This is a genomic window from Streptomyces lanatus, assembly GCF_014655715.1.
GTDB classification, from domain to species: domain Bacteria; phylum Actinomycetota; class Actinomycetes; order Streptomycetales; family Streptomycetaceae; genus Streptomyces; species Streptomyces lanatus.
Window position 1 is genome coordinate 226,742 of the sequence record NZ_BNBM01000011.1, and the last position, 25,617, is coordinate 252,358.

At 72.6% G+C, this 25,617-nt stretch carries 14 protein-coding genes and 1 pseudogene; 5 read left to right on the forward strand and 10 right to left on the reverse strand.

The features are described 5' to 3' along the window. Nucleotides 1-9: 9 nt before the first annotated feature. From IE325_RS27720 to IE325_RS46260, 4 genes are all read right to left on the reverse strand, one after another. Nucleotides 10-963: a sigma-70 family RNA polymerase sigma factor gene (locus tag IE325_RS27720; protein ID WP_190072803.1), complete on the reverse strand. Its 954-nt coding sequence runs from the start codon at nucleotides 961-963 to the stop codon at nucleotides 10-12. Between the two features lie 10 nt (nucleotides 964-973). After that, nucleotides 974-2,182 carry an NAD(P)/FAD-dependent oxidoreductase gene (locus IE325_RS27725; RefSeq protein ID WP_190072804.1) on the reverse strand — a complete coding sequence of 403 codons (1,209 nt, stop codon included), beginning with the start codon at nucleotides 2,180-2,182 and terminating at the stop codon, nucleotides 974-976. Between the two features lie 101 nt (nucleotides 2,183-2,283). After that, entirely contained in the window at nucleotides 2,284-2,928 is a 645-nt protein-coding gene (locus tag IE325_RS46255) for a hypothetical protein (RefSeq protein WP_229912075.1), read from the reverse strand. Nucleotides 2,929-3,136: 208 nt separating this feature from the next. Next, nucleotides 3,137-3,469: a DUF4158 domain-containing protein gene (locus tag IE325_RS46260; protein WP_229912076.1), complete on the reverse strand. Its 333-nt coding sequence runs from the start codon at nucleotides 3,467-3,469 to the stop codon at nucleotides 3,137-3,139. 121 nt (nucleotides 3,470-3,590) lie between these two features. On the opposite strand from IE325_RS46260, the pseudogene IE325_RS27735 reads away from it, so the two are divergent. Next, nucleotides 3,591-3,863: pseudogene (locus IE325_RS27735) on the forward strand (TauD/TfdA dioxygenase family protein); the annotation flags it as partial. A 12-nt stretch (nucleotides 3,864-3,875) separates the two neighbouring features. On the opposite strand, the gene IE325_RS27740 reads toward IE325_RS27735, so the two are convergent. After that, nucleotides 3,876-4,754: an alpha/beta fold hydrolase gene (locus IE325_RS27740; RefSeq protein ID WP_190072805.1), complete on the reverse strand. Its 879-nt coding sequence runs from the start codon at nucleotides 4,752-4,754 to the stop codon at nucleotides 3,876-3,878. Nucleotides 4,755-4,936: 182 nt separating this feature from the next. Between IE325_RS27740 and IE325_RS27745 the strand changes: the two genes are divergently transcribed. Further along, nucleotides 4,937-6,370 carry a glycoside hydrolase family 43 protein gene (locus IE325_RS27745; RefSeq protein ID WP_190072806.1) on the forward strand — a complete coding sequence of 478 codons (1,434 nt, stop codon included), beginning with the start codon at nucleotides 4,937-4,939 and terminating at the stop codon, nucleotides 6,368-6,370. 114 nt (nucleotides 6,371-6,484) lie between these two features. On the opposite strand, the gene IE325_RS27750 is transcribed toward IE325_RS27745, so the two are convergent. Genes IE325_RS27750 through IE325_RS27765 form a run of 4 tightly spaced genes read right to left on the reverse strand, consistent with a single transcriptional unit; the run spans nucleotide 6,485 to nucleotide 10,021 of the window. Further along, nucleotides 6,485-7,324 carry an SDR family oxidoreductase gene (locus IE325_RS27750; protein WP_190072807.1) on the reverse strand — a complete coding sequence of 280 codons (840 nt, stop codon included), beginning with the start codon at nucleotides 7,322-7,324 and terminating at the stop codon, nucleotides 6,485-6,487. A 28-nt stretch (nucleotides 7,325-7,352) separates the two neighbouring features. Further along, on the reverse strand, nucleotides 7,353-8,543 hold the full coding sequence (locus IE325_RS27755; protein ID WP_190072808.1) for an NAD(P)/FAD-dependent oxidoreductase: 1,191 nt from the start codon (nucleotides 8,541-8,543) through the stop codon (nucleotides 7,353-7,355). Further along, a complete protein-coding gene (locus IE325_RS27760; protein WP_190072874.1) occupies nucleotides 8,540-8,737 on the reverse strand; it encodes a ferredoxin in 198 nt (65 codons plus the stop codon). Before IE325_RS27760 ends, IE325_RS27755 begins: the two co-directional genes overlap by 4 nt. A gap of 42 nt (nucleotides 8,738-8,779) precedes the next feature. Further along, complete coding sequence (locus IE325_RS27765; RefSeq protein WP_190072809.1) at nucleotides 8,780-10,021, reverse strand: cytochrome P450; 1,242 nt, start codon at nucleotides 10,019-10,021, stop codon at nucleotides 8,780-8,782. A gap of 368 nt (nucleotides 10,022-10,389) precedes the next feature. Between IE325_RS27765 and IE325_RS46265 the strand changes: the two genes are divergently transcribed. From IE325_RS46265 to IE325_RS27780, 3 genes are all read left to right on the forward strand, one after another. Continuing rightward, nucleotides 10,390-10,809 carry a hypothetical protein gene (locus tag IE325_RS46265; RefSeq protein WP_229912077.1) on the forward strand — a complete coding sequence of 140 codons (420 nt, stop codon included), beginning with the start codon at nucleotides 10,390-10,392 and terminating at the stop codon, nucleotides 10,807-10,809. 94 nt (nucleotides 10,810-10,903) lie between these two features. Continuing rightward, complete coding sequence (locus tag IE325_RS27775; RefSeq protein ID WP_190072810.1) at nucleotides 10,904-12,862, forward strand: AfsR/SARP family transcriptional regulator; 1,959 nt, start codon at nucleotides 10,904-10,906, stop codon at nucleotides 12,860-12,862. 168 nt (nucleotides 12,863-13,030) lie between these two features. Then, nucleotides 13,031-24,634 (forward strand): non-ribosomal peptide synthetase/type I polyketide synthase, encoded by an 11,604-nt coding sequence (locus tag IE325_RS27780; RefSeq protein WP_190072811.1) that lies wholly within the window; start codon nucleotides 13,031-13,033, stop codon nucleotides 24,632-24,634. On the opposite strand, the gene IE325_RS27785 is transcribed toward IE325_RS27780, so the two are convergent. Beyond that, nucleotides 24,579-25,610 (reverse strand): LLM class flavin-dependent oxidoreductase, encoded by a 1,032-nt coding sequence (locus tag IE325_RS27785; RefSeq protein WP_190072812.1) that lies wholly within the window; start codon nucleotides 25,608-25,610, stop codon nucleotides 24,579-24,581. The genes IE325_RS27780 and IE325_RS27785 overlap by 56 nt on opposite strands. Between the last annotated feature and the right edge of the window lie 7 nt (nucleotides 25,611-25,617).

Genomic DNA, 25,617 nt, shown 5'->3' on the forward strand with positions numbered 1-25,617 from the left:
GCGCGCGCATCACCACTGGGTGATGAGCGGCGTTTCCGGTTCGTACTGCCGCCAGGCTTCGGTGAGGCGGGTGAGGCGGGTGGGGGCGGCGATGCCGCGCACGGTCACGATCTTGCCGTTGGTCATGTCGAACGTCACGGCGCCGACGACCTGGTCGCCGACCATGAAGAGGATGGCGGGGGCGCCGTTGACGAGCGCGTAGTGGGCGGTCATCGTGCCGCCGGCGAAGCGCCGTTTCGCGGTTGTGGGTTTGAAGCCGGCCCGTGCGATGGCGGCGATGCGCTGCGGGGTGTCGTACTGCAGCAGCTTCTCGGTCAGGCCGGCGCCGTCGGAGATCGCGGTCGCGTCGTCGGTGAGCAGTGCCACCAGCCGTTCGGTGCGGCCCGAGGCGGCGGCGGTGAGGAACTCCTCGACGATCCTGCGGGCGGATGCCGGGTCGACCTCCCCGCCGCGGCGGCGTGCGGTGGTGATGCGGTGCCGGGCCCGGTGGAGGTGCTGCTGGCTTGCGGGCTCGGTGATGTCGAGGATCTCGGCGATCTCGGCGTGGCTGTGGGAGAACGCCTCGCGCAGGACGTAGACGGCCCGCTCGATTGGTGACAGGCGCTCCATGAGCGTCAGCACGGCCAGGGAGACCGATTCGCGCTGCTCGAACGTGTCGGCCGGGCCGAGCATCGGGTCGCCGTCGAGGAGCGGTTCGGGCAGCCAGGCGCCGACGGCGCGTTCGCGGCGGGCCTGTGCCGAGCGGAGCCGGTCCAGGCACAGGTTGGTGACGACCTTGGTCAGCCATGCCTCCGGCGCCCTGATGAGCTGCCGGTCGGCGGCCTGCCAGTGCAGGAACGCGTCCTGCACGGCGTCTTCGGCGTCGGCGGCCGAGCCCAGCAGCCGGTACGCCAGCGAGGCCAGCCGGTTCCGGCTGGCCTCGAACCGACTGATGTCGAAGCGATCAGTGGCGGTGCTGTCCACGCGGACCACCCTAGGCGGCCACGCGAGGCGCCTTCGCGGCGGACCCGTCAGGCGCGGCGGCCAGGCGGTGCTTGCGCCTGGGCAGGCCGACGGTGGGGTGCTGGGCGCCCCACAGCCCGCCCCTGGTGAGTCGCTCCTTGATCCACGCAGGCTTCCGGCCGCCCTTGTACGTCGGCTTTGCCTGCCCTTCGTCGTCGACCTTCTGCAGGATCGCGTCCCGCCGCCCGAGGGTGATGTAGTTGTGCGTGTAGACCAGCTTGGTGCGCGCGATCTTGCGGCCGGTCAGGCGTCCCAATATCGCCTCGACGGCCTGCCGGCCGGTGTCGCCGCACGAACCGCAGGACATCGGCATCGGCCGGCCGTTGTCGCGGACGGCGTGGGCGCTGTCGCCGATGGCGTAGATGTCCGGGTGCGAGACCGATCGCATGGTGCGGTCGACGACGATTCGGCCGTTCTCGGTGACCTCCAGGCCGGCGGTGGCGGCGATGGGGTTGACCGCGAATCCGGCCGTCCACACGGTTGCGTCGGACGCCAGGGCGGTGCCGTCGGCGCACAGCACCCGCCCCGCTTCGACGGCTTCGACGGTGGTGTGCTCCAGGACGGTGATGCCCAGCCGGTCGCAGGCCCGGCGCAGGTGGCCGCGGGCGCCGGCGGAGAGCCGGGCGCCCAGCTCGCCCCGGGCGATCAGTGCAACCGACAGGCCGGGCCTGGCTTCGGCGATCTCGGTGGCGGATTCGATGCCGGTCAACCCGTCGCCGACAACCAGCACATTCCCGCCTGCGCCGGGGTTGTCAAGGCTGTCCAGGCGCTCGCGCAGGCGCAGCGCCGAGGGCCGGGAGGCGACATCGAAGGCGTACTCGGCCGCCCCGGGAACGCCGCGGACGTCGCCGTGGCTGCCGAGCGCGTAGACCAGCGTGTCGTAGCCGAGTTCACCGCCGCCGTCGGGGTCGGCCACGGCGACGACCCGGTTCTCGGGATCGACGGCGGTGACACGGGCCAGGCGCAGCCGTATCCCCGTGCCCGCGAAGACGTCGGCAAGCTTCGGAGCCTCGATCTCCCGGCCGGCCGCGAGCTGGTGCAGCCGCATGCGCTGGACGAAGTCCGGTACGGCGTTGACCACGGTGATCTCGGTGTCCGCAGGGGACAGTCGGCGGGCCAGGATCCCGGCCGTGTAGGACCCGGCGTAGCCGGCGCCGAGGACGACGATGCGGTGCCTCATGTGTTGCTCCTGTCTGTTCGCTTCCTCTTGGTGACTTGAGCGGAACAGCACCCCGATTGCTGACAGGAACTAGGTGTGACACGGGTCACAATATGGCAGGTTCATTGTGAGGCCGGCTGGGGGCCGGGCGCCCGATCGATGAAGTCCGGAAGTCCCTTCAGCAGCTTCATCGCGTCCATCACCGGCCGGTAGGCGGTGTTGTTGCACTTGAAGCCCAGGGTGTTCAGCAGCGGCGGCAGCATCTGCCGGTAGTACGAGCTGTACGACGACCGGAGCGTGGTGCGGACCTTGGCCTTGAAAACCTTCTCGTTCGCCTTCGCCTCGGCCACCAGCTCGCGCAGCGTCTTCTCCCCGACCACCGGGAACACGGCCCGGCGTACGACCTCGTCGGGCTTGTCGACGGCGGCCGGCGCCAGCTTGAAGAGGATGCCCTCTTTGCCGCGGACCTTCTTCAACTCGGCGGTGAGCTGGTTCTCCACCCGCCGCTCGGCGCGTGCGTTGATCTTGTGGACCAGAGCGACCAGCAGGTCGACCAGGGCGTCAGTGGGATACATCTTGATCGCCCGTGCCCGCCAGGCGGCCACCAGCTTCTCCGAGCAGTCCGTGAACAGCCCGTCGGCAAGCCCGAGGTCGCGCACGTCATTGAGCTTGGTGATCTCCGTCAACAGGGAGTCCAAGCCGACCGTGCCCGGGTCGCGCTTGAGCGCGGCCAGCAGGGCGGTACCCGCCTGGTTGTCCTCGGCCACCAGGGACAGCAGCCGAGCCGTACCCGCCCGGCCGAGGCGGCCGATCGTGCGGGCGCAGAACGTCTTCTCCCACTTGCCGCGCCGCGACGAGGACCTTCTCGACCCGGGTCCGGCCCGGCGGCTCGATCTTCCGGGCCCGGCACTCGACCAGCAGTGCCTCTCGCTGCCGGTCCTGCACCAGCTCGACCGGACAGACCTCCACGGCCAGTCACTCGGCCAGCGCCGTCTCGTCCGCGACCGTCGAGGGCCGGAAGCCCAGGGCCTCACGGATCTGCTCGCGGTGGTACTCGGCAGTCCGGCCGACCAGCGTGTACTTCGTGAAGTCGGTGGCCGGGACCTTCACCAGATCGGCGACGTACTCCACCGCGGCCGGCGGGACCTCCTCCAGCACATCGGGGAACCGGCCTTCCAGCTCGAAGAACTTCGCCAAGAGGCTGAAGCCGAGCCGGATCGTCCCGCTCTTGTTCGCCACCAGGTCCCAGTCGCCGTCTACCAGCGTCCAGTTCGCCAACAGCTCTTCTGGCGACCACTCTTGCCGCACGCCCGCCCCTTTGACCTCGATCACTCGATCAGACCAACGGCGACGTTCAAGACGGGGAAACGAGGCTCGTCCGGCTACCGCGACCTACTTTGCGGCTGGTGTCTGAGCTAGGACTCCAGGGCGGATCGCCGACCTCGCGCGGGCCGAAAGCGCGGCGATCCCGGAGATGCTGTTGACGCAGGCCGTGCGCCCCGAGTGCACGGTCCGCTTCCGCTGGGAGCCCGGGAGCGTCGCCTTCTGGGGCAACCGGGCCACCATCCACCTCGCCCCCGCCGACACCGCCCATCTCGACTTCCCCCGGACCATGCACCGGGTGATGCTCGCCGGGGACGTGCCGGTGGGGATGGACGGCAAGGCGTCGGAGGTGATCGTCGGGAGCGAGCCGGGGCGCTGATAGGAACGGAGCTCAGCGGGCCAGCAGTTCCCGCAGCGCCTTCGCGATGTCGTCCGGCGCCTCCTCGGCCATGAAGTGGCCGCAGGTCACCGTGGTGTGCCGGAGATCGGGCGCCCAGGCACCCCACAGCGCCGCCGCGTCGAAGCCGAGGGCCGCGCCCCAGTCCTGCTGGAGCACACCGACCGGCATCCGCAGCGTGCGCCCCGCGTCCCGGTCGGCCCGGTCGTGCTCGATGTCGATGCCGGCGGAGGCCCGGTAGTCGGCGACGATCGAGGGCACCGCCTCGCGGCAGGCCGCCAGGTAGGCCGCGCGGACCTCGTCCGGGACGGCCTCCCGGTCGGTCGTCCAGATGTCGAGGAAATGGCCGAAGAACGCGTCCGGCGCGGCACTGATCATGCGTTCCGGCAGGCCGGGCGGCTGCGCCATCAGATAGAGGTGGAAGCCGACCGAGGCCGTGACGCCCCGCATCACGTCCCACATGTCGAGGGTCGGCAGGACGTCCAGACACGCCAGGTGCGTCACCGCGTCGGGATGGTCGAGCGCGGCCCGGAACGCCACCAGGGCCCCGCGGTCGTGCCCGGCGAGGGCGAAGCGCTCATGGCCGAGCGCACCGGCCAGGGCCACGATGTCCGCGGCCATGGTCCGCTTGGCGTACACGGCGCCATCGGTCTCGGCGGGCTTGTCGCTGGCGCCGTAGCCGCGCAGGTCCGGGCAGATCACCGTGTGGTCGGCGGCGAGATCGACGGCCACATGGCGCCACATCAGATGGGTCTGCGGGAAACCGTGCAACAGCACGACGGGCGAGCCCGAACCGCCGACGGCCGCGTGCAGTGACACGCCGTCGGCGACCGGGACGCTGTGGTGATCGAAGCCGGGGATGACGGGAGGCATGGCTCCGCTCCTTGGATGTTCGTCGGGGGGTTGGGGCAACGCCTCGATCCTCCAGGGCGCGGATGAGCAGTGGATGAGCGGCGGGTCGGGGCCGTTCCTCTTGACACCCCCTCACACCCCTTCTAACGTCTGGTCGAATTTGCGAACGCCGTCCTGTATTTCGAACAGACAGGAACCCGCACATGCCCGCGCTTCTCTCGCGGCTGGCGGCGATATGCGCCGCCGCCTGCCTGCTCTTCACCTCCCAAGTCCTGGCCACGCCTCAACCGGCCGCTGCCGCCGAGCCGGGCTATCTGATGGTGCACTTCACCGGGGAGGGGTCGACCAACCAGCAGATGTACCTCTCGCACAGCCAGGACGGCGTGCACTGGAACGACCTCGACGGCGGCGGCATGGTCCTGCGCTCCACGGTGGGCACACGCGGGGTGCGTGACCCCGCCCTCGTCCGTGCCCCGGAGGGCGGCAAGTACTGGATCGTCGCGACCGACCTGTGCATCGGTTGCGGACAGTCCTGGGGCGACGCCCAGAACAACGGCAGCCGCAATCTGGTGGTGTGGGAGTCCACGGACCTGGTCACCTGGTCCCAGCCGTGGCTGCTGAACGTCGCGGGCGACATCCCCGACGGGCGCAACGCGTGGGCGCCCGAGGCGATCTGGGACCCGGCGACGAAGGACTACGTCCTGTACTGGGCGACGAACGCGACCCTCGACGGCGTGCTGAAGCACCGCATCTACTACGCGCGTACGTCCGACTTCCGCACGGTCACCACCCCGCAGCTGTACATAGACCGCCCCGGCACCCAGGGCATCATCGACACCCAGATCATCGAGACGCCGGCCGGCGTCTCCGACTACCGCTATGTCCGGGCCTCCGGCGACGGGCAGATCACGCTCGAAGGCAGCGACTCGATCCTGGGGACGTGGACCCGCCTCGGCGACCTCTCCGGCATCGGCCTCACCGGCTCGCAGGTCGAGGGCCCGATGTGGATGAAGTTCAACGGCCGTGACGAATGGGCCCTCTACCTCGACCAGTACGCCTCCGGCGGCGGCTACATGCCGGTCCTGACCACCGACCCGTCCGATCCCGCCGCCTACCGGAAGCAGACGGCGGGCAGTTACGACATGGGCGGCACCAAGAAGCGCCACGGCTGGATCCTCAACCTGACGGCCGCCGAGGAGAGCCGGGTGCTGGCGCGCTGGCCGGGCACCGTGGTCAACCGGCTCCAGTCGTACAACTTCCAGGACCGGTATGTGCGGCACGCCAATTTCGACGTGCGCATCGATCCGGGTGTCAGCCCGGCCGAGGACTCGGGATTCCGGCTGCGGACCGGCCTGGCCGGCTCCGGCACCGTCTCCTTCGAGTCGGTCAACTTCCCCGGGTACTTCCTGCGGCACGCCGGATTCGACCTCCAGCTCGTCCACAACGACGGCACCGGTCAGTTCGCCGCGGACGCGAGTTTCCGTAAGGTGGCTGGGCTCGCTGACTCGGCGTGGTCGTCGTTCCAGCCGTACAACTTCCCGGATCGGTACATCAGGCACTACGGGTTTCAGCTGCGGCTGGATCCGATCACGACGGAGGCGGGGCGTGGGGATGCCACGTTTCGTGTGACGAGCTGACATGACCGTTGGCGGCTGCGGGTGAGTGGGGGCTGGTCGCGCAGTTCCCCGCGCCCCTGAAAGAAGGGCACTGCAGCGGGCGGCCCTTCACAACCCGCAGCCGCGATCACCACCTCACCCACGCCGCATATGCCGCCTGATCCACGCCGCCTGACCGCCATCCACCAGCAGATCCGTTCCGGTGATGTACTGCGCCTGCGGCCCCGTCAGGAACGCCGCCGCGTCGGCGATCTCGCCCGGTGTGCCGGGGCGCTCCGCCCCGCAGGCGTCGAGCATCTGGAGCATGTGGTCGCCGGAGGCGCCGTCGGCCTCCGCCTTGGCCATGGCGGTGGCGATGACGCCCGGGCTGATGGAGTTGACGCGGGCCCCGCGCTCGTTCCAGGCGAGTGCGGCGGCCTGGACCCGCACCAGGTTGGCGCGTTTGGCGAGCATGTACGCGGCGATGGAGTCGTCCCCGAGGGCGGCGACCGCCGTCAGGCCGAGCAGTTCCTCCGCGGGAGCCGACGCGAACGCGGCCTCGTCCTCGGGGCCGATCCGCGCCATGTGGCCGGCCACGCTGGCGACGCAGACCAGCGAGGTGCCGCGGACGGCCACCTTCTCGAACGCCTCGATCACATACACCGTGCCGAGCAGATCGACGTCGAGGATCGTGCGCACCGACGCCGTCGCCGCGGACACGCCCGCGGTGTGCACTACGGCGGTGAGACGTCCCGCGTCGGCCGCGGTGCGGGCCAGCTCCTCGACCGACGCGCGGTCGGAGACATCGGTCGGCACGCCGCGCGCGTCATATCCCTCGGCGCGCAACGCTTCGACGGCACGGTCGAGCGGCTCACGGAAGGCGTCGGCGAGGATCAGGGTCCGCCCGCTGCCCAGCCGCCGCGCCACCGCGGTCCCCATGCCGCCGGCGCCGGTGACGACGACCACGTCACGCGCGTCGTCCGTACGGTTCTGCATGAACAACCTCCTTGTGATCGACTCGGGGTCAGGCCACCTCGGTGGCCGTGTTCTCGGGCCGCACCGCTTCCCGCCAGGTCGCCCCGCCGGCGATGGCCTGCCGCCAGGCACGGATCGCCTTGGGCGGCATGCCGACGGAGAGGACACCGGTCAGCCGCTGACCGGTGCGGTACGCGGCGAGGAACCGGCGATCCGCCAAGTCGCCCTCCACCACGGCGACTTCGTCGTGGCCGCGCAGATAGCCGTACGCCTGGACCTTCATGTCGTACTGGTCCGACCAGAAGTACGGCACCGGCGCGAACGGCCTGCGGGCCTCCGGCGCGGCGAGCAGGTTGCGGGCGGCCGCCATGCCCTGCTCGGCGGCGTTCGTACGGTGCTCGATCCGCATCGCCACCCCGAACAACGGGTTGTGCCAGCGGGCGACGTCACCGGCCGCGTACACGCCCTGGGCGACCTCGCAGTACTGGTCGCAGACCACCCCGTCGCCCACCGCGAGCCCGCTGTCCGTCAGCCACTCGGTGTTGGGGAGCGAACCGATGGCGACCAGGATCTCGTCGGCCTCCACCAACTCGCCGTCGGCCAGCCGCACCCCGTCCTCCGTCACCTCGGCGACGGTGACCCCGGTACGCAGGTTCACCCCGTGGTCGAGGTGGGCCTGGGACAGCACCCGGCCGACCTCGGTGCCGACGGCGTGGGCCAGCGGGACGGGCGCCGGTTCGAGCAGGGTCACCTCGCAGCCCAGGCGCCAGGCCACGGCGGCGGCCTCGGCCCCGAGGAACCCGGCGCCCACCACGACCAGGCGTCTGCCCGGACTCAGCCGGTCGCGCAGGGCGAGCGCGTCGTCCAGGCTGCGCAGGACGTGCGCACCCTCCCCGGGCAGCCGACGCGGTCGTACCCCGGTGGCCAGGATCAGCCCGTCGTACGGCACCCCCGAGCCATTGGCCAGACGTACCGTACGGTCCGTCACGTCCAGCCCGGTCGCCGCGAGCCCCAGCCGCAGATCGAGGTTGAGGGCGTCGAGGTCCGCGTAGGCGCGCAGGGGCAGTTGCTGGGTGCTCCACTCGCCGGAAAGGATCTGCTTCGACAGCGGAGGACGGTCGTATGGCGCGTGCGGCTCGTCTCCGACGAGGGTGAGCGTGCCGTCGTAGCCCTCCCGGCGCAGGGTCTCGGCCGCCGCGAGTCCGGCGGCCGAGGCACCCACGACCACGATGCGCCTCACTGGTCGACCAGCCGGATCGCCGCGGCCGGGCAGATGGCCACCGCCTCGCGCACTTCGTCGAGCAGTTCGTCGCCGGGGTGCTCCTCCAGGAGGATCGCCACGCCGTCGTCGTCCCGCTGGTCGAAGACATCAGGGGCGGCCATCACGCACTGCCCCGATGCCACGCACTTCGGTACGTCCAGTTCCACACGCATGCTCATCACCATTACCTCGGTTCTCTTCGTGGGGGGCGTGGGTCACCAGGCCACGGGCATGCCGTGCACGCCGTAGGTGGTGCCGGTGTGGTCGAACTCCAGGTCCTCGATCGCCGCGTCCAGGCGCAGCGTGGGGATACGGCGGTAGAGGGTGCCGTAGACGACCTGGAGTTCGAGGCGGGCCAGGTTCTGGCCGAGGCACTGGTGGGGGCCGTAGCCGAACGCCTGGTGGATCCGGGCCGGGCGGGTGAGGTCGAGGCGTTCGGCCTCGGGGAACACCTCGGGGTCCCAGTTCGCGGCATGCAGGTCGAAGATCATGCCGTCGCCCTTGCGGATGACGACGTCGCCGATCTCGATGTCGTCCTTGGCGACCCGGCGCACCCCGGTCTGCACGATGGTCAGGTAGCGCAGCACCTCGTCCACAGCGTTGGCGATGACCTTCGGGTCGTCGGTCTCGCGCAACAGGGCCAACTGGTCGGGGTGTTGGAGCAGGGCGAGGGTGCCGAGGCTGATCATCGTGGCGGTGGTCTCATGGCCGGCGATCAGCATCGCCACGCCCATGGAGACGGCCTCGGCGTGCGTCATCTCGCCGGCCTGGACCCGTCCGGCCATCTCCGACAGCACGTCCTTGCCGGGGGTGGCCGTCTTCTGCCGGATCAGGTTGTCCAGGTACGCGACCAGTTCACCGCTGGCCCTCCGGGCATCCTCCGGCGCCGCCGAGCCGTCCAGCACCAGGCTGCTGCTGCGCTGGAAGAAGTCGTGGTCGTCGTACGGCACGCCGAGCAGCTCGGCGATCACCAGCGACGGCACCGGCAGCGCGAACGCCTTGAGCAGATCGGTCGGGTTGGGACCGGCCAGCATCTCGTCGATCAGGTCGTCGACGATCTTCTGGATCGGCGCCCGCATCTTCTCGATCCGCTTGACGACGAACGGCCCGTTCACGGTCCGCCGCAGCCGCGTGTGCTCCGGCGCGTCCGTGTTGGTGATCAGCCGCGGGGTCACCGGCGCGATCTCCGCGCGGTGCGCGTTCACATACGGGAAGCCGGGGTTGAGGTCGTCGTCGCTGACCCGGGAGTCGGGCAGCAGGGCACGCTGGTCGGCGTGGCGGGTGATGAGCCAGGGGGTGCTGCCGTTCCAGATCTTCACCTTCGTGATCGGTTTCCCGGCGCGCAGCGCCTGCGCGGTGGGGGCGGGGGCCAGCGGGCACCCGGCCGCCCGCGGCAGCGGATACTCCGGCAGCGGCTCGGTCGCGCCGGTGACAGGGCAGGACAAGGCATCGGACATGGCATCTCCTCGATGAGGTGGGGGTCCGGAGACACGGCGGTCGAAACGCTCGACCACCAGCAGGGAAGCGGAGCGGGCTGACAACTTCGGGCCAGCACCCTGACAGCAACCTGACGTGACGCAGGTCATACGCCGAGATGGGCGACCTGGGCGGTATGCCCAGCCCCGCAGGGAAGCGGTGAACTTCCTGCCGCCAACGATCCCGTCAACGGCCCTTCCGCCACGAGGGAGCACACTCCCGAACGCGGGTGTAGCTTGCTCCACCATCGGTTCGGGAGTGCGCTCCCTCGTGACGCCGTACGGGCGACGGGATCGTGGACGGCGGAGATCACGAGAGCCGTCGAGCTCCCCGTACCGAAGGAATCCTCATGACGTCGAAATCGCCTCTGGCCATCGTGAAGTCGTTCGTCGCCGGTCTGCTGCTCTGGTCGTTCTTCGCCGCCGGCCTGGCCGCGAGCATGGGGGCCGGTGCGGTCCTGGACGGCACGGAGAAGAACGCGGCGACGTTCGCCGGTGTCGCCGTCGCGCTGGTGACCGGCGCGCGCATCACTAAGAAGCCGAGGATCAAGGCGTTTCTGTCGACGCGGCCGGTGCTGTGGTTCCTGTTCCTGTTCAACGGCGCCGTGGCGGTGGCCTCGTACTTCGCCATGGACGGTGCCAAGGGCATCGCGACCGCGGCCGGCATGGGTTTGGTCGCCCTGGGAGCGGCCGGCGGCCTCGTGGCCGGCCGCCGCCAGCCGGTCGGCGGGGCCGAGCGGGCGACGGCTGCTGGTGGGTCGACCACATGATCGGTCGGCGGCGCGGCGGACTATCGTGAATCACCGCGGACCGCGCATTCCGTCGGTGGCGGTTGACCCGCGACGGTGGAGGGCGGTGACAGACATGAGCCCTGGCTTCGGGGTGCTCGGGCCGGTGACGGCCTGGGACGCGGACGGCGACCCGATCGCCCTCAAAGGGCCGCGACACCGCTCGGTGCTGGCCCGGCTGATCGTCGCCCGGGGCCGCGTCGTACCCGTCTCGCGCCTGGTCGACGACCTCTGGTCGGACCCGCCCGCCGACGCCGTGGGCGCGGTGCGCACCTTCGTTGCCGCCCTGCGTCGCGCCCTGGAACCCGAACGGCCGCCCCGCACCCCGGCCCGGCTGCTGGTCACCGAGGGCCCGGGCTACGCCCTGCGTGCCACGCCGGACGCGGTCGACGCCTGGCGGTTCGAGCGGACGGTCGCCGACGCCGCGACGCTGCCGCCGAAGGAGGCGACCGTACGGCTGGAGGAGGCGCTCGGGCTGTGGCGCGGCCCCGCCTACGCGGAGTTCGCGGAGCAGCCGTGGGCCCGCGCCGAGAGCCGCCGCCTGGCCGAGCTGCGCCTGCACGCCGTGGAACTGCGCGCCGAGGCCCTGCTCGACCTTGACCTGGCCGAGCGCGCGGCGGCCGACCTGGAGGCCCACGCGGCCGAGCACCCGTGGCGTGAGAACGCCTGGCGTCTGCTTGCCCTCGCCCTGTACCGCACGGGTCGGCAGGCCGACGCGCTGGAGGTGCTGCGCCGTGCGCGGACGCTGCTGGCCGACCGGCTCGGCATCGACCCCGGACCCGGCCTGCGCGCCCTGGAGGGGGACATCCTCCAGCAGTCCGACCACCTCGCCCGCACGCCCGCCCACCCCGCCGGCCGGGTCTGGGAGCAGGTCGCAGCCGCCTACGACCGCGCCGTCGCCCCCGACGCCCGCGCCCGCCTGGAGTCCACGACCGGACTGCTGCGCAACCTCGCGCTGACCGGCGGCAGCGGACTGCCCGCCGCCCGCGAGCACCGGGTCGCCGCCGTGGCGGCCGCCGAGGAACTGGGCGATCCCGCACTGACCGCCCGGGTGATCGGCGCCTACGACGTCCCCGCGATCTGGACCCGCCTCGACGACCCGGAACAGACCGCGCAGGTCGTCGCGGCGGCCGAGCGCACCCTTGCCGCCCTGCCCGGCGAGGGCCACGACGCGGACCGGGCCCGGCTGCTCGCCACCATCGCCCTGGAGTCGCGCGGCACCCGGCTCGCCCGGGGCCCGCAGGCCGCCCGCCTCGCCGAGGAGATCGCCCGCCGCCTGGACGATCCGGCGCTGCTCGCGTTCGCCCTCAACGCGTCCTTCATGCAGTGCTTCCACCGCACCGGGCTGGCCCCGCGCCGGGACGCGATCGGTGCCGAGCTGATCGCGCTCGCCGCCCGGCACGGCCTGTCCACGTTCGAGATCCTCGGCCACCTCGTCCGCCTCCAGGCCCGCAGCGCCCTCGGCGACTTCACCACCGCCGACCACCACGCGGTCGCCGCCGACGCACTCGCCGCACGGCACGAACGCCCGCTCGTGGGCGTGTTCACCGGCTGGTACGCCGCGCTACGGCTGGACGCCGCCGGCCGGGCACCCGTGACCGAGGTGGAGGCGGCCTACCGCGACGCCGCCGCTCTGCTCGACGGCGCGGGCATGCCCGGCCTCGCCCACGGCCTGCCGCCGCTCGCCCTGCTGTGCCTGCGTGTCCGGCACGCCCGGCCCCTCGACTTCGACGCCCCCACCGACTGGGGCCCGTACGCCCCTTGGGCACGCCCCCTGCTCCTGCTCGACCAGAGCCGCCGGAGCGAGGCCCTCGACGCCCTCCACACGACGCCCGAACCACCCCGCGACCTCCTCCACGAAGCCCTGTGGTGTCTGACCGCCCGAGCGGCGACGGCCCTCGGCGACCGGCGGACCATGGAACGCGCCTACACCGCCCTCCTCCCCGCGGCGCACGAACTGGCGGGCGCGGGAAGCGGATTGCTCACCCTGGGACCGGTCTCGGCCCACCTGGCGGTGCATCCAGCAGGGCACTGACCGGATCACGGACCACGAACACCTGGCCGACCGGTCTCCTCACCAGTGAACCCATGGACGAGACTCGTCGTCGTACAGGTGAATGATCGACAACGCTCCTGCCGGGTACCCGACGTCGGCAGGGCGCGCCCGCGAGCCCCTCGCCGCGTGCGACGAGGAAGGAAGCACATGCCGACTGCCGGGCCCCGTACCGCCGACACGCTCCTCGACCTACTGCTCCACGCGGCCGAGGACACCCCCGGCCAGGTCGTCGTCCATGTCCGGGGCGACGGCGGCGAGCACCCGGTGACCTTCGCCGAACTGCGTGACGACGCCCTGCGCGTGGCGGGCGGCCTGCACGCGGCGGGACTTCGGCCCGGCACCCCTGTCCCCGTCCTCGCGGCTCTCGGCGAGGACTTCCAGCCGATGTTCTGGGGAGCGCTCGCGGCAGGTCTGGTGCCCGTGCCGCTGGCCCCCGAGGCACGCCGGGTGGCACCGGTGTGGGAGTTCCTCGGCAGGCCCGCCGTCCTCGTCGACGACGCCACCGAGGAACTCCTCCGCGAACTCCCGGAAGCGGTACGGGCCCTGCGGCTGGGCGAGTTGCGGACGGCCCGCCCGTTGCCCGCGCCGCTCCGCCGGGCGCCACAGGATCTGGCGTTCGTGCAGTTCTCCTCCGGCAGCACCGGCGACCCCAAGGGCGTGGAACTCACCCACGAGGCCGTCCTCGCCAACCTCCGCCAGATCCGCGCCGCGATGGCCATCACGTCCGACGACGTCGTGGCCACCTGGATGCCGTACTTCCACGACATGGGCCTGATAGGCACCCATCTGGTCCCCATGGCCGCCGGACTGAAGCAGATACGGCTGGAACCCCTCAGCTTCGCCAAGCGCCCCGCCCTGTGGCTGGAGTCGGTGGCACGGCACGGGGCGACCCTGCTGTCCGCCGCGAACTTCGCGCTCGCCCTCGCGGTACGGCGCGTGCCGGACAGCACCTGGACCGGCCTCGACCTCAGCCGCGTACGCCTGATGTTGGTCGGCGCCGAGCCCATCGCCCCGCGCGTGTGGCGGGAGTTCACCGCGAAGGCGGCACCGGCCGGGCTCGACGCCACCGCCATGCTTCCCGTGTACGGACTGGCCGAGGCCACCCTCGCGGTGACCGTGCCACCGCTCGGGGAGGTCGCCGCGCCCCTGTGCCTGGACCGCGGGGCGCTGAGCCGAGGCCGGGCCGTCGCCGCCGAACCCGGCCCGGACGCCGTCGAGTTCATGGACCTGGGCCGTCCCGTCCCCGACTGCGAGATCAGGATCACCGGCACCTCCGGCGAGCCGCTCCGCGACCGGCGGGTCGGCCATGTCGAGGTACGCGGTCCTCAACTGGCCCGCGGCTATCACCGCACCCCGGAATCGGCCACGTTCGCCGAAGGATGGCTGCGCACCGGCGACCTGGGCTTCCTCAGCGAGGGCCGGCTGTGTGTCTCCGGCCGGCACAAGGACGTCGTGTTCGTCGGCGGCCGTACCTTCCACGCAGCCGACTTGGAGGAGACCGCCGCCGCGACGCCGGGGCTGCCCAAGGGGACGGTGGCGGCCATCGGGTCCACTGACCCCGACACCGGCAGCGACCGGGTGGTGATCTTCGTACAGTGGGCGCGGCCAGCCCTCGCCACCGCGGTCGCGGTGCTGGACGCGGCGGCGGCCCGGGTCCGCGAGGCGTTGGGGCACGACGACGTACGGGTGCTGCCCCTGCCGCCCGGCGCGTTTCCCCGGACCACCAGCGGCAAGCTGCGGCGTGCGCTGATGCGCGAGCGGTTCGAGGCGGGCGCCTACGCGGCCGTCGAGGAACGGGCGGCGACCGCCCGGCGGGAACGGCGGCGTCCGCAGGGGGAGGCGCCGCCTGCGCGACGGTACATCGAGGACACGATCCGGGGGGCCTGGGCCAGGGCACTTGACCTCTCCCCGCAGGCCATCCAACGGGACGACCGGTTCTTCGCCCTCGGCGGCTCCTCGCTGAAGGCGATGGCGGTGCTGGGCGGGATCGAGGACGCCTTCTCCGTCACCGTGGAGCCGCGGGTGCTGCGCGACCACGACACGGTGGCCGCGCTGGCCGGGCATGTGCTGGCCCTGCTCGGCGATGCCGGCGGAGCGTCGGACCGCGAGGGAGAGGGTGCCCCGGCACCCGCTCATGGGCCGGTGGCCGTTCTCGGCATGGCCTGCCGCTTCCCCGGCGCCGAGACCCCCGAGGCCTTCTGGGACCTGCTCGTCTCCGGACGCGACACGGTGACGGCCGTACCGGAAAACCGATGGGAGGACGGCCACGGCCTCTTCGGGTCCTTCCTCCCCGACCCCGCGGACTTCGACCCCGCCCCCTTCGGCATGGACGACGAGGAGGCCCGCGCCACCGATCCGCAGGCAAGGATCTTCCTGGAGCTCGCCCACGAGGCCCTGGAGCGCGCCGGATACGCGGGGGCGCGCCGCGGCGGCCGCAGGGTCGGAGTGTTCGCCGCCGTCGGCGACAGCGGATACCGCGAGATCCTGGCCTCGGCCACCGACGGCGACCTGGCCGCCCACCCCGGCGCCCTCACCGGCAACCTGCCCAACCTGATCGCCGCCCGCCTCTCCCAGACACTCGACCTCAACGGCCCCGCCCTCGCCGTGGACACCGCCTGCTCCTCGGCGCTCGTCGCCCTCCACCTGGCACGGCAGAGCCTGCACAGCGGCGAGTGCGACATCGCCGTGGTCGGCGGCGTCCAGCTCGCCCTCACCCCGACCGGCCACCGCCTCCTCGCCCGTGCCGGCGCACTCTCCCCGACGGGCGCCGGCCGTCCCTTCGGCGCCACCGCCGACGGAATCGTCCCCGGCGAGGGCGGAGCGGCCCTCGTCCTGGCCCGCCTCGACGACGCACAGCGGGACGACGATCCGGTACTCGCCGTCGTTCGGGGCACGGCCGTCAACAACGACGGGCGTTCGCTGAGCCTGCTCGCCCCCAACCCGCGCACCCAGCGCGAGGTCATCACCAGGGCCTACGGCGAGTGCGGCATCGACCCCGACACGGTGTCGTACGTCGAGGCGCACGGAACCGGCACCCCGGTCGGCGACCCCATCGAGGCCCAGTCGCTCGGGCACGCCTTCCCGCCCCGCACGGACGGGCGGCCACGCCTCCTCGGCTCGGTCAAGGCCAACATCGGCCACCTGCTCAACGCCGCCGGCATGCCGGGCCTGGTCAAGACGGTCCTGGCGCTCCAGCACCGGCAGCTCCCGCCCTCCCCGCACACCACCCCGCCCGCGCCCTACCTGGAACGCGTCGCCCCCGGCTTCCGACTCGTCACCGAGCAGCAGACATGGCGGACCCCAGGACCCCTGACCGCGGGCGTCAACGCCTTCGGCTTCGGCGGCACCAACGCACACGCCGTCCTCCAGGAGACACCCGGACCAACGGTCTCCCCGGCGCCGGCCGCCGAAGGCCCGCACCTGCTCACGCTCTCCGCGCACAGCGCCGACGCCCTGCGCGCCGCCGCGGCCGACCTCGCCGCCCATGTGCGCGCACACCCGGAGCTGACGGAGGCGGACCTCTGCGCCACCGTCAACACCGCCCGGGACGACGGACGTCACCGCCTCGCCGTGGTCGCCGACGGAGACCTCGCGGACCGCCTCCACGCCGCGGACCTCACGGTGGCCCGGTCCCGGCCCCGCACGGTGTTCCTGTTGCCGGGCCAGGGCGCCCAGCGACCCGGCCAAGGGCGCGCCCTGTACCGGTCGGCTCCGGTGTTCCGCGAGGTCCTGGATGAGGCGTCGTCGCTGACGGGGCCCGTGCTCGGGCGCTCGCTCGCCGAGTGGTGCCTCGATCCCCGTGTGGATCCAGGTGAGTTGGCGAGGACGGAGGTGGCCCAGCCGCTGCTCGTCGCGTTCGGGGTCGGCCTGGCCCGGCAGTTGGCGCAGTGGGGTGTGTCCGCCGACGCGGTCGCCGGGCACAGTGTGGGGGAGATCGCGGCGGCCTGTGTCGCCGGTTCGCTGAGTCTGGCCGAGGCGGTCGGGTTCGCCGCGGAGCGTGGGCGGCTGGTGGGGGAGCTGGCGCCGCCCGGAGCGATGGCCGCGGTGAGCGGGGACGAGGACACCGTCGCCGACTTCGCCGGCGCGGTGAGCGTCGCCGCCGTCAACGGGCCCCGGCAGGTGGTGATCTCGGGCACCGAGGACGCCGTCGAGCACGCTCTCGCGGAACTGACGGCACGCGGTGTGGCCACGCGCCGGCTGCGGGTCTCCCACGCCTTCCACTCGCCGCTGCTGGAGCCGGTCCTCGCCCCGCTGGCGGACGCCGCGAAGACACTCACCGTGAAACCGGCGTCCGTACCGCTGCTCAGCACGGTCACGGCCGACTGGCAGCCCGATCTCACGCCCGGCCACTGGCGACGGCACGCGGTCGAACCGGTGCGGTTCGGGGCGGTGATGATGCGGCTCCTCGACGACGGCTACGACACGTTCGTCGAGCTCGGACCGGGAAACACCCTGAGCGGCGCGGTTCGCGCGGTGGCCGGCGGGCACGGCGCCCCCGATGTAGCGGTGCTGTCGACGGGACTCTCCTCGGCGGCAGGGCCTGACACGGCTTCCCGTGCCCTGCTGGAGACGGCCGGGCGGCTCTGGGTACGCGGAACGGCCCTGGACCGTACGGCCCCGGCCGCCGGGCGGCCGAGGGTGCCGGTGCCGACGTACCCCTATCGGCGGACCCGGTACTGGCCGGGCGGCACGGGCGCGATGGTGCGGCGGCTCGACTGGCGGGACACGCCTCTGACGACCGGCGACGGGCCCGGCGTGGTGCGGCTGCTAGGCGGCGACCGGGCGCTCGGGCGGGCGCTGGCCGAGCGGCTCGCCGTCCGTGGAGTGACGGTCCTGACCGACGACACCGCCGATGGACGGTCCGCGGACACCGTGGTGTGGCTGGCCGGAGACGAGGTCCCGCAGGACCCCATCGCCGCCACGAAGGCCACAGTCACCGCCCTGCGCCACACCCTCGACCTGCTCCCCGCCGACTGCTCCCGCCTGCTGGTCGTCACCGAGGACGCCTACGTCACCGGCACACCGCCGGAGCGGACGAACCCGGCGCAGGCACTCCTGCACGGATTCACCCTGGCGCTCGGCGAGGAGCACCCCGGGCTCGCCGCCCGCGCCGTCGACCTGTCGGGCGGCGACACGCTCGCGGTCCAAGTCGACGCCCTGGAAGGGGAGTTGTACGCGGCTCACGACCCCGGCGTCGTCGCTCGGCGGTCCGGGCGCAGGCTCAGCCGTACGCCTGCGGAGGCCCCGGCGGCGCTCGCCGAACTGCCGCCGGACGGCACCTACCTGATCACCGGCGGTGCCGGAGGGCTCGGTTCCGCACTCGCCCGGGACCTCGCCGGGCGCGGCGCGTGCGAGCTGATCCTGACCGGACGCTCCGCGACCGTGCCCGACGCACTGCTCGCCGAACTCCGTGCCCGGGGCGCGCGAGCCGTCTACCACGCGGCCGACGTGTCCGACGAGGCCGCCGTCGACGCGCTGTTCGCCGAACTGCCCCCGCTGGACGGGCTCTTCCACGCCGCCGGCAAGGTCCGGCCCGGCACGCTCCGCGCCAAGAGCGACGCGGAGATCGAGCAGGTGCTCGCCCCGAAGGTACGCGGCACGCTGCTGCTCGCGGAGGCGCTGCGGCGGCACGGCCAGGAACCGGCCGTGTGTGTCGCCTTCTCCTCCGTCTCCTCGGTCCTGCCCGGCCTCGCGGGCGCCCTCGGCGACTACGCGGCGGCCAACGCCTTCCTGGACGCCTTCGCCGCCGCAGAACGCGCGGCGGGCCGGCCCTGGCAGGCGATCGGGTTCGGACCCGTGGCCGACGCGGGGATGGCCGCTGGGGCACGACTGCATGCGACCGGCCCCATGACGACGCGGGACGCCATCGAGGCACTGCGGACGGCCGTCGCCACCGGAGCCGCCCACCTGCTCGTGACCACGCCGGACACGGCCGCCCACCCGGTCACCCGACACACCGCGCCCGCCCCCTCCCACACCACCGAGCTCATACGCCGCCTCCTCGCCGAAGCCCTCCACCGCGCACCGAAGACCATCGGCGACGACGAGCAATTCCTCAGCCTCGGCCTGGACTCCCTCACCGCCGTCGACCTCGCACGCCGCCTGGAGTCGGAAGTCGGGCTCCCGCTCCCCGCCACGCTGCTCTTCGAGTACCGCACGGTCGGCGAACTGGCCGCCCACCTCGGAACCCAGAGCAGCACTCCGGCACCCCTCACGAGCCCAGCTCACCAGACCCTCCTCACCCCCCTCCAACTCGCCTTCCTCACCACCGAAGCCCTCCACGAAGGCATCACCGCCTACGGCTACCTACGCCAGACCATCCGCGGCCCCCTCGACCCGGACCTCCTCGGCCGCGCCCTCGCCCAACTGGCCGCCCGCCACCCCATGCTGCGCCTGCGGATCACCGACGACGCCACGCCCGCGCACCAATACACGGCCCCCGCCGGGCCGACCGGCACCGCGCCCAGCTGGTTCGAGGTGCATGAGCCGGACGAGACCGCCCCATCCCTCTCCGACCTGGAACAGCGGCTGTACAACCGCCCGTTCGACCTGACCGCCGAGGATCCGATCCGCGCCGTCCTGGTCCGCAACCTCGAAGACGCCCACCTCCTCCTCGTCGTCCACCACAGCGCGGCCGACGGCTTCAGCCTCAAGGTGCTGTGCGAGGAACTCTGGTCGCTCTATACGGCCCTCGCCCATAGCCGCCCCGACGAACTCCCGCCCCCGCGCACCGAGTTCGCCCACTACGCGCATCACCTCACGGCCGAGCGCCGGTCCCCGGCCTTCACCCGGGACCAGCGGTACTGGCGCGACCGCGTCGCCGGGCGCAGGCCCGCGCCACTGCCGTACGACGGCGACCCGCAGGCCCTCCCGACGCCGCCGCTCACCCACCGTCAGTCGACCCTCGACGCCTCGCTCACCGCCACGCTGCGGGAGCTGGCCGCCCGGCACGAAGTCTCCCTCTTCCATCTGCTCCTCGCCGTGTACGGCCGCTGCCTCGCCCGCTGGGGCGGACAGCGGGACGTCGCCGTGAACGTCGCACGGGCCCGGCGTGAGGCACCGCTGCCCGGCATCGACCGGCTCGTCGGTCCGCTCGCCGACACGCTCCCCGTGTTCGTCACCGTCGACCCGGACGAACCCGTGACCGCCCTCGCCCAGCGGCTGCGGCACATCTGGCGCGAGGCCGAGTCCCACGCCACGCTCACCAGCCCCGACATCGCCGCGCTGCTGCCCGCCACCGGCCCGGCGCCGCGCACTGTCGCCCCGGCCGGGTTCAGCTTCGCCCGCTTCCCCGTGAGCCACGGCAGGGACTGGCCGGTCAGCGTGACCCCGACCGCGGCGGCCACCGCCTCCGCGGCGACCAGGCTCGGGCTGCTGTGCTGGGAGTCGGACGACGCCCTGCACTTCTCCTGGAACCACCCCGCGCACCTCTTCCGCCCCGAGACCGTCGAGCGCCTCGCGGGGGAGTACGTGCGAGAACTGCGGGCGGCGGTCGGGGAGTCCGATCCTCCCGCACGGGCACATGACGGCGACGAGGGCATCGTCGCCCGCCTGACCGCCCGCTTCCGCGCGACCCCGGCCGCCATCGCCGTCCACACCGACCACACCACTGTCACGTACGCCGAGCTCGACACCGCCTCCGCCGCCCTGGCGGCCCGCCTGCGCGCGAGCGGTGTACGCCCAGGCGATCTGGTCGGCCTGCTCACCGATCCCGGCGCGGACACGGTCGTAGGCGTGGTGGGCATCCTGCGGTCCGGCGCCGGCTGGGTACCGATGGACCCGACCCACCCCGTGCCCCGGCTGCGCGACCAGGTGACCCGCACCGGCGTCCGCGTCGTGGTCTGCCACACGCCGACCCACGAAACCGCCACCGCGCTGGACGGCACCACATCGGTCATGGCCGACGACAGCTCCCCGGCCGCACCGACCCCGGCCGAGCACCCGTCCCCCGACGCCACCGCCTACGTCATCTTCACCTCGGGTTCCACCGGCCGCCCCAAGGCCGTCCCCATCACCCACCGCTCCATGCTCAACTACCTCGACTGGTCACTCAGCACCTTCGGTTACCGCCCTGGAGACCGCCTCGTACAGACCGCGTCCGTCTGCTTCGACGCCTCCGTACGCCAGCTGCTGGCACCCCTGCTGGCCGGCGCCACCGTCCACACCCTCACCCGGGACCTACTACGCGACCCGGACGCACTCCTGGACAGGATCGTCAACGACCGGATCACGGTGTGGAGTTCGGTGCCGACGCTGTGGGAGCGGCTGCTGACCGCCGCCGAAACCCGGGCGACACCGCCCGACCTGTCGGCCCTGCGCTGGGTGCACGTCGGCGGTGAGGCGCTGCCCGCCGCGCACGTGCGCCGTTGGTTCGACCTGCTCGACGCCTGCGGGGGAGCGGCGGAGCACAGGATCTCCAACCTGTACGGGCCGACCGAGGCCACCATCAACGCGACCTGCCACATCATCCACACCCGCCCCGCCGACGACGTACGACACCTGCCCATAGGCCGACCCATCGCCGGTACCGAACTCGCCGTCGTCACCGAGGACGGACGCACCTGCGCTCCCGGCGAGGCCGGTGAACTGCTCATCGCCGGAACGGGGTTGACCCCGGGCTACCTCGGCGAACCCCGCCTCACCGCCGAGGCCTTCCTCGAACGCGACGGCCGCCGCTGGTACCGCAGCGGTGACCGGGTCCGTCGAACCCCGGACGGCGTACTGGAGTTCCTCGGCCGCCTCGACGACCAGGTCAAGGTCCGCGGCCACCGAGTGGAACTCGGCGAGGTCGAGGCCGCGCTCCTCACCCACCCCGACGTCGCCCGTGCCGCAGTACTGCTCGTCGACGGCCGCCTGGTCGCGTACGTCGAGCCCCGGACCGGAGCGGCCGAGCCGGACACGCGCGAGATCCGGGCCTTCCTGTCCCGCGTGCTGCCGCCGTACATGCTGCCCGGACGCATCCGCACCCTCCCGTCCATCCCCCTTACCGGCACAGGCAAGATCGACCGCAACCGGCTGGCACAGGAGACGGCAGCCGATGGCGAGGCACCGGAGCGGCCTGCCCCCGAACCCGCCACCTCGACCGAGCACATCGTGGCCCGCATCTGGTCGGCCCTGCTGGACACGCCCGACATCGCCCGCGACGACGACTTCTTCGCACTCGGCGGCGACTCCATCCTCGTACTCGAACTCTTCGCCCGCCTGCGCGAGGAACTGCCCGCAGTCCCACGCCCGACCACCGTCTACACCCACTCCACCCTCCGCGCGCTCGCGGCGGCGCTCGACACAGCCGTCGTGACCCCCGCACCACAAGCGGTCCCGATGCGTTCCGCGGACCCCTACCCCCTCACCCCCTCCCAACGGGGCTTCCTGCTCGCCGAGACCATCGACCCCGGCGCGGGCTCCGGTTGGCTCGCCCGGTTCCGTCTGACCGGGCCGCTGCGCCTCGACGTCCTCCAGCGGGCTGTCGACGTGCTCGTGGCCCGGCATCCGATGCTGCGCACCGTCTTCCCCGCGGGCGCCCGGCCGCCCGTGCAACAGGAGCTGCCGGACACCTTGCGCCTGCCCGTACAGACGGAGACCCTCGCCGACCCCGGCCTACTGGAGCAGCGCATCGCCGAGGAGGCGCGGCGCCAACTGGAGCCCTGGGCCTGGCCGTTGCTCCGGCTACGGGTGTTCACCCTGGCGCCCGCCGAGCACGTCCTCGTCGTGCACGCCCACCACCTCATCGGCGACGGCTACAGCGCCGCCCTCCTCACCAGGGAACTGCTCACCGCCTACGACCACCTCGACCGAGGTCTGCCCCACGGCCTGTCCCCGCTCGACGGCACGTTCCGGGACCACGTCACCCAGTCCGCCGTACGGCCACGCCCGCACGGCCCCGAGGCCGAGGAGTACCGCACCCGCCTGGGCGCGCCCTACACGCCGCCCGTGCTGCGTCGCCCGGCCACCGGGCAGCCGGGTTTCCACACCGCCGGGTTCACCCTGGACGCCGCCACGACCGGCGGGTTGCGCGCCCTCGCCCGTGCGGCGCACCGCACCCTGTACGCCCCCCTGCTCACCGCCTACTACCGCGCCCTCGCCGAACTCACCGGGCAGCGCGACCTGATGCTCGGGCTCGCCGTCACCGGACGCGAGGAGTCGACGGTGGACGCGCCTCGGGTGTTCGGCCCGTTCGCGGAGGCGGTGACGTTGCGTCTCACTGCGCCGGACGGCGTGGCCTTCGATGACGACTTGCGGCGGCTGGCCGCCGAGGTGGATCTGGCCAGGGCCGAAGGCCCCACCGATGTACGTACGGCGGCCGGACTGCCGTGTCACGCGCAGTTCTTCTTCACCTTCCTCGACTTCACCTCCCTGGGCTCCGAGACGGTCGGCGGTCTGTCCCTGCACGCCGACGACTCCTCCCTCGCTCCGCCACCGTTGGGTACGGATGTGTTCCTGGCCGTACGGCCGTCGGCGGACGGTAAGGGCCTGCGCGTCACTGTCCGGGCCTCGGCGGCTGCGCTCACCGCCGATGAGGTGACCGGGTTCGCCGAGGACATGCGGAGGCAGCTGGGCGATGCCGTACGCGGTCCCGGCCGCCGTCGGCGCCCGCAGCTCGACGCCGCGCTTGTCGGATACCTGCCCGCGCCCCAGCACCTCGCCGCCCTCGCCGGGCTCCCGCACGACACGCCCGGCCTCGGCCGCGAGGAGATCCGTGCGCTGCTCTTCCCGGACGGCCGCGCCAGGCTGCTCGAAGAGACCGACACCCCGCTCGGGAACTCCGGCTTCGTCGCCCTCCCGCTCTTCGCCGACGAACTCGCCCCGGCCGTCGACCTGGCGGCCCGCACCGCCCGCGCCGTCGAGCACGGCGCCGCACTGGGCGCGCGCTGCGTCTCGCTCGCGGGCATGATCCCGTCGCTGACCGGCTACGGCTATGACGTCCTGCGCGAGACCACGACCGGAGCGGCGATCACCACCGGACACGCGTCGACGACCGTCGCCGTGGTGAAGACCGTGCAGGCGGCGCTCACCGCGACCGGCCGCCGTCTCGAGGACCTGTCCCTCGCCGTCGTCGGCTGCGGCTCGATCGGCACCTCGTCGCTACGGCTGCTGCTGGCGACGTCCCCCGGCCCACCTGCCGAACTGCTGCTGTGCGACCTGCCCGGCAGCACCGGGCGCCTCGAAGCACAGGCGGCGGAGCACCCCGGGATACGGGTTCAGGTCGTCGAGTCGGGGCGTACGCTGCCCGCCGCCGTCTACGCCGCCGACGTGATCGTCACCGCCGTCAGCGGTGCGACGAATCTGCTGGACATCGACCGGCTGCGCCCCGGCACGATCGTGGTCGACGACTCCTTCCCGCACTGCTTCGACACCGCCCGCGCCCTGGACCGGATGGGCAGCCACCAGGACGTCCTGGTCGTCGGGGGCGGCCTGCTGGCCCTCGGCTCCACCAGGACCCGCCTCGCTGAGGACCTGCCGGCCGCGGCGAGCGCGGGCTTCGCCCTGCGGCCCGGTATCGAGGGCACCATGGCCTCGTGCCGACTGGAGTCACTGCTCCACGCGCACATCAACACGCCCGAACTACCCCTGATCCACGGCCTGGTGGACCTGCCCCGAGCCCTCGCGCACTGGGACGTGGCCGAAGCGGCGGGGGTGCGACCCGCACCGCTCCACCTGCTCGACCGCGTCCTCACCGACCGCGACGGGCTGCCGCTCAGGCCGCCGAACGCCACCCCAGCGCCGGACCCAGACGGGCCGCGATGTCGGTGAGGATCTGCACATAGTCCTCGTGCTCAAACGTGAACGGCAGCGCGAACGCCACCTCGTCCACCTCGCGGAACGCGGCGTGGGCGTGGAGGCGTTCGGCGATCTCCGCCGAGGTGCCGACGAGGTCCGGCGCGAACATCAGCCTTGCCGGACCCTGCGGTGACAGGGTGCGCGGGGTGCGCTTGGCGGCGTACTCCTCGTACTTCGCGCGCTGTTCGGGCGTCGCGGAGTCCGTGGGGATGACGACGAGGCCCTGGGAGACCCGGGCGTTCTCGCCGTCGGGGTGACGGTCGCGGAAGGCGCGGATGTGGGAGAGCTGGACCTGCGCGAAGTCCACAGCCACCTCATCAGACCCTTCCGCCTTGACGACGCTGCTGGTCAGGAAGTTCATCCCGTGCTCACCGGCCCACCGGGCGGAGGCCAGGCTGCCGCCGCCGTACCACATACGGCCGCCCAGGCCGGGGGAGTGCGGCTGCACCCGGTCCGAGAACACTTCAAAGCCCTCGACCCCGCTGAAGTCCGTGGCCGGCTTGCCCCGTACGAGGTCGAGGAGTCGCCGCACCCGCTCGTAACCGAAGTCCTCGACGTCGGCAGTGTCGGGGTAGAGGGCCTCCTTGACGCGGTCGTAGTGCATCGGCGGGCCCACGCTCACGCCCGGGTTGAGACGGCCGCCGGACAGCAGGTCGACCGTCGCCAGGTCCTCCGCGAGGCGCAGTGGGTTCTCCCAGCCGAGCGGGATGACCGCGGTGCCGAATTCGATACGGCTGGTGCGCTGCGAGGCCGCGGCCAGGACGGCTACGGGGGAGGAGATGCCGTACTGCAGATGACGGTGGCGGAGCCACGCGCTGTCGAAGCCGAGGCGTTCGCCCAGTTCGATGATCTCCAGCGTGGACTCGTGGCCCCGGCGTGGATCCGCCTCGTCGAAGAGGCCGATGGTGAGGAATCCCAGCTTGCGCAGCGGGCGTGAGGTCGGCGACATGGACTCT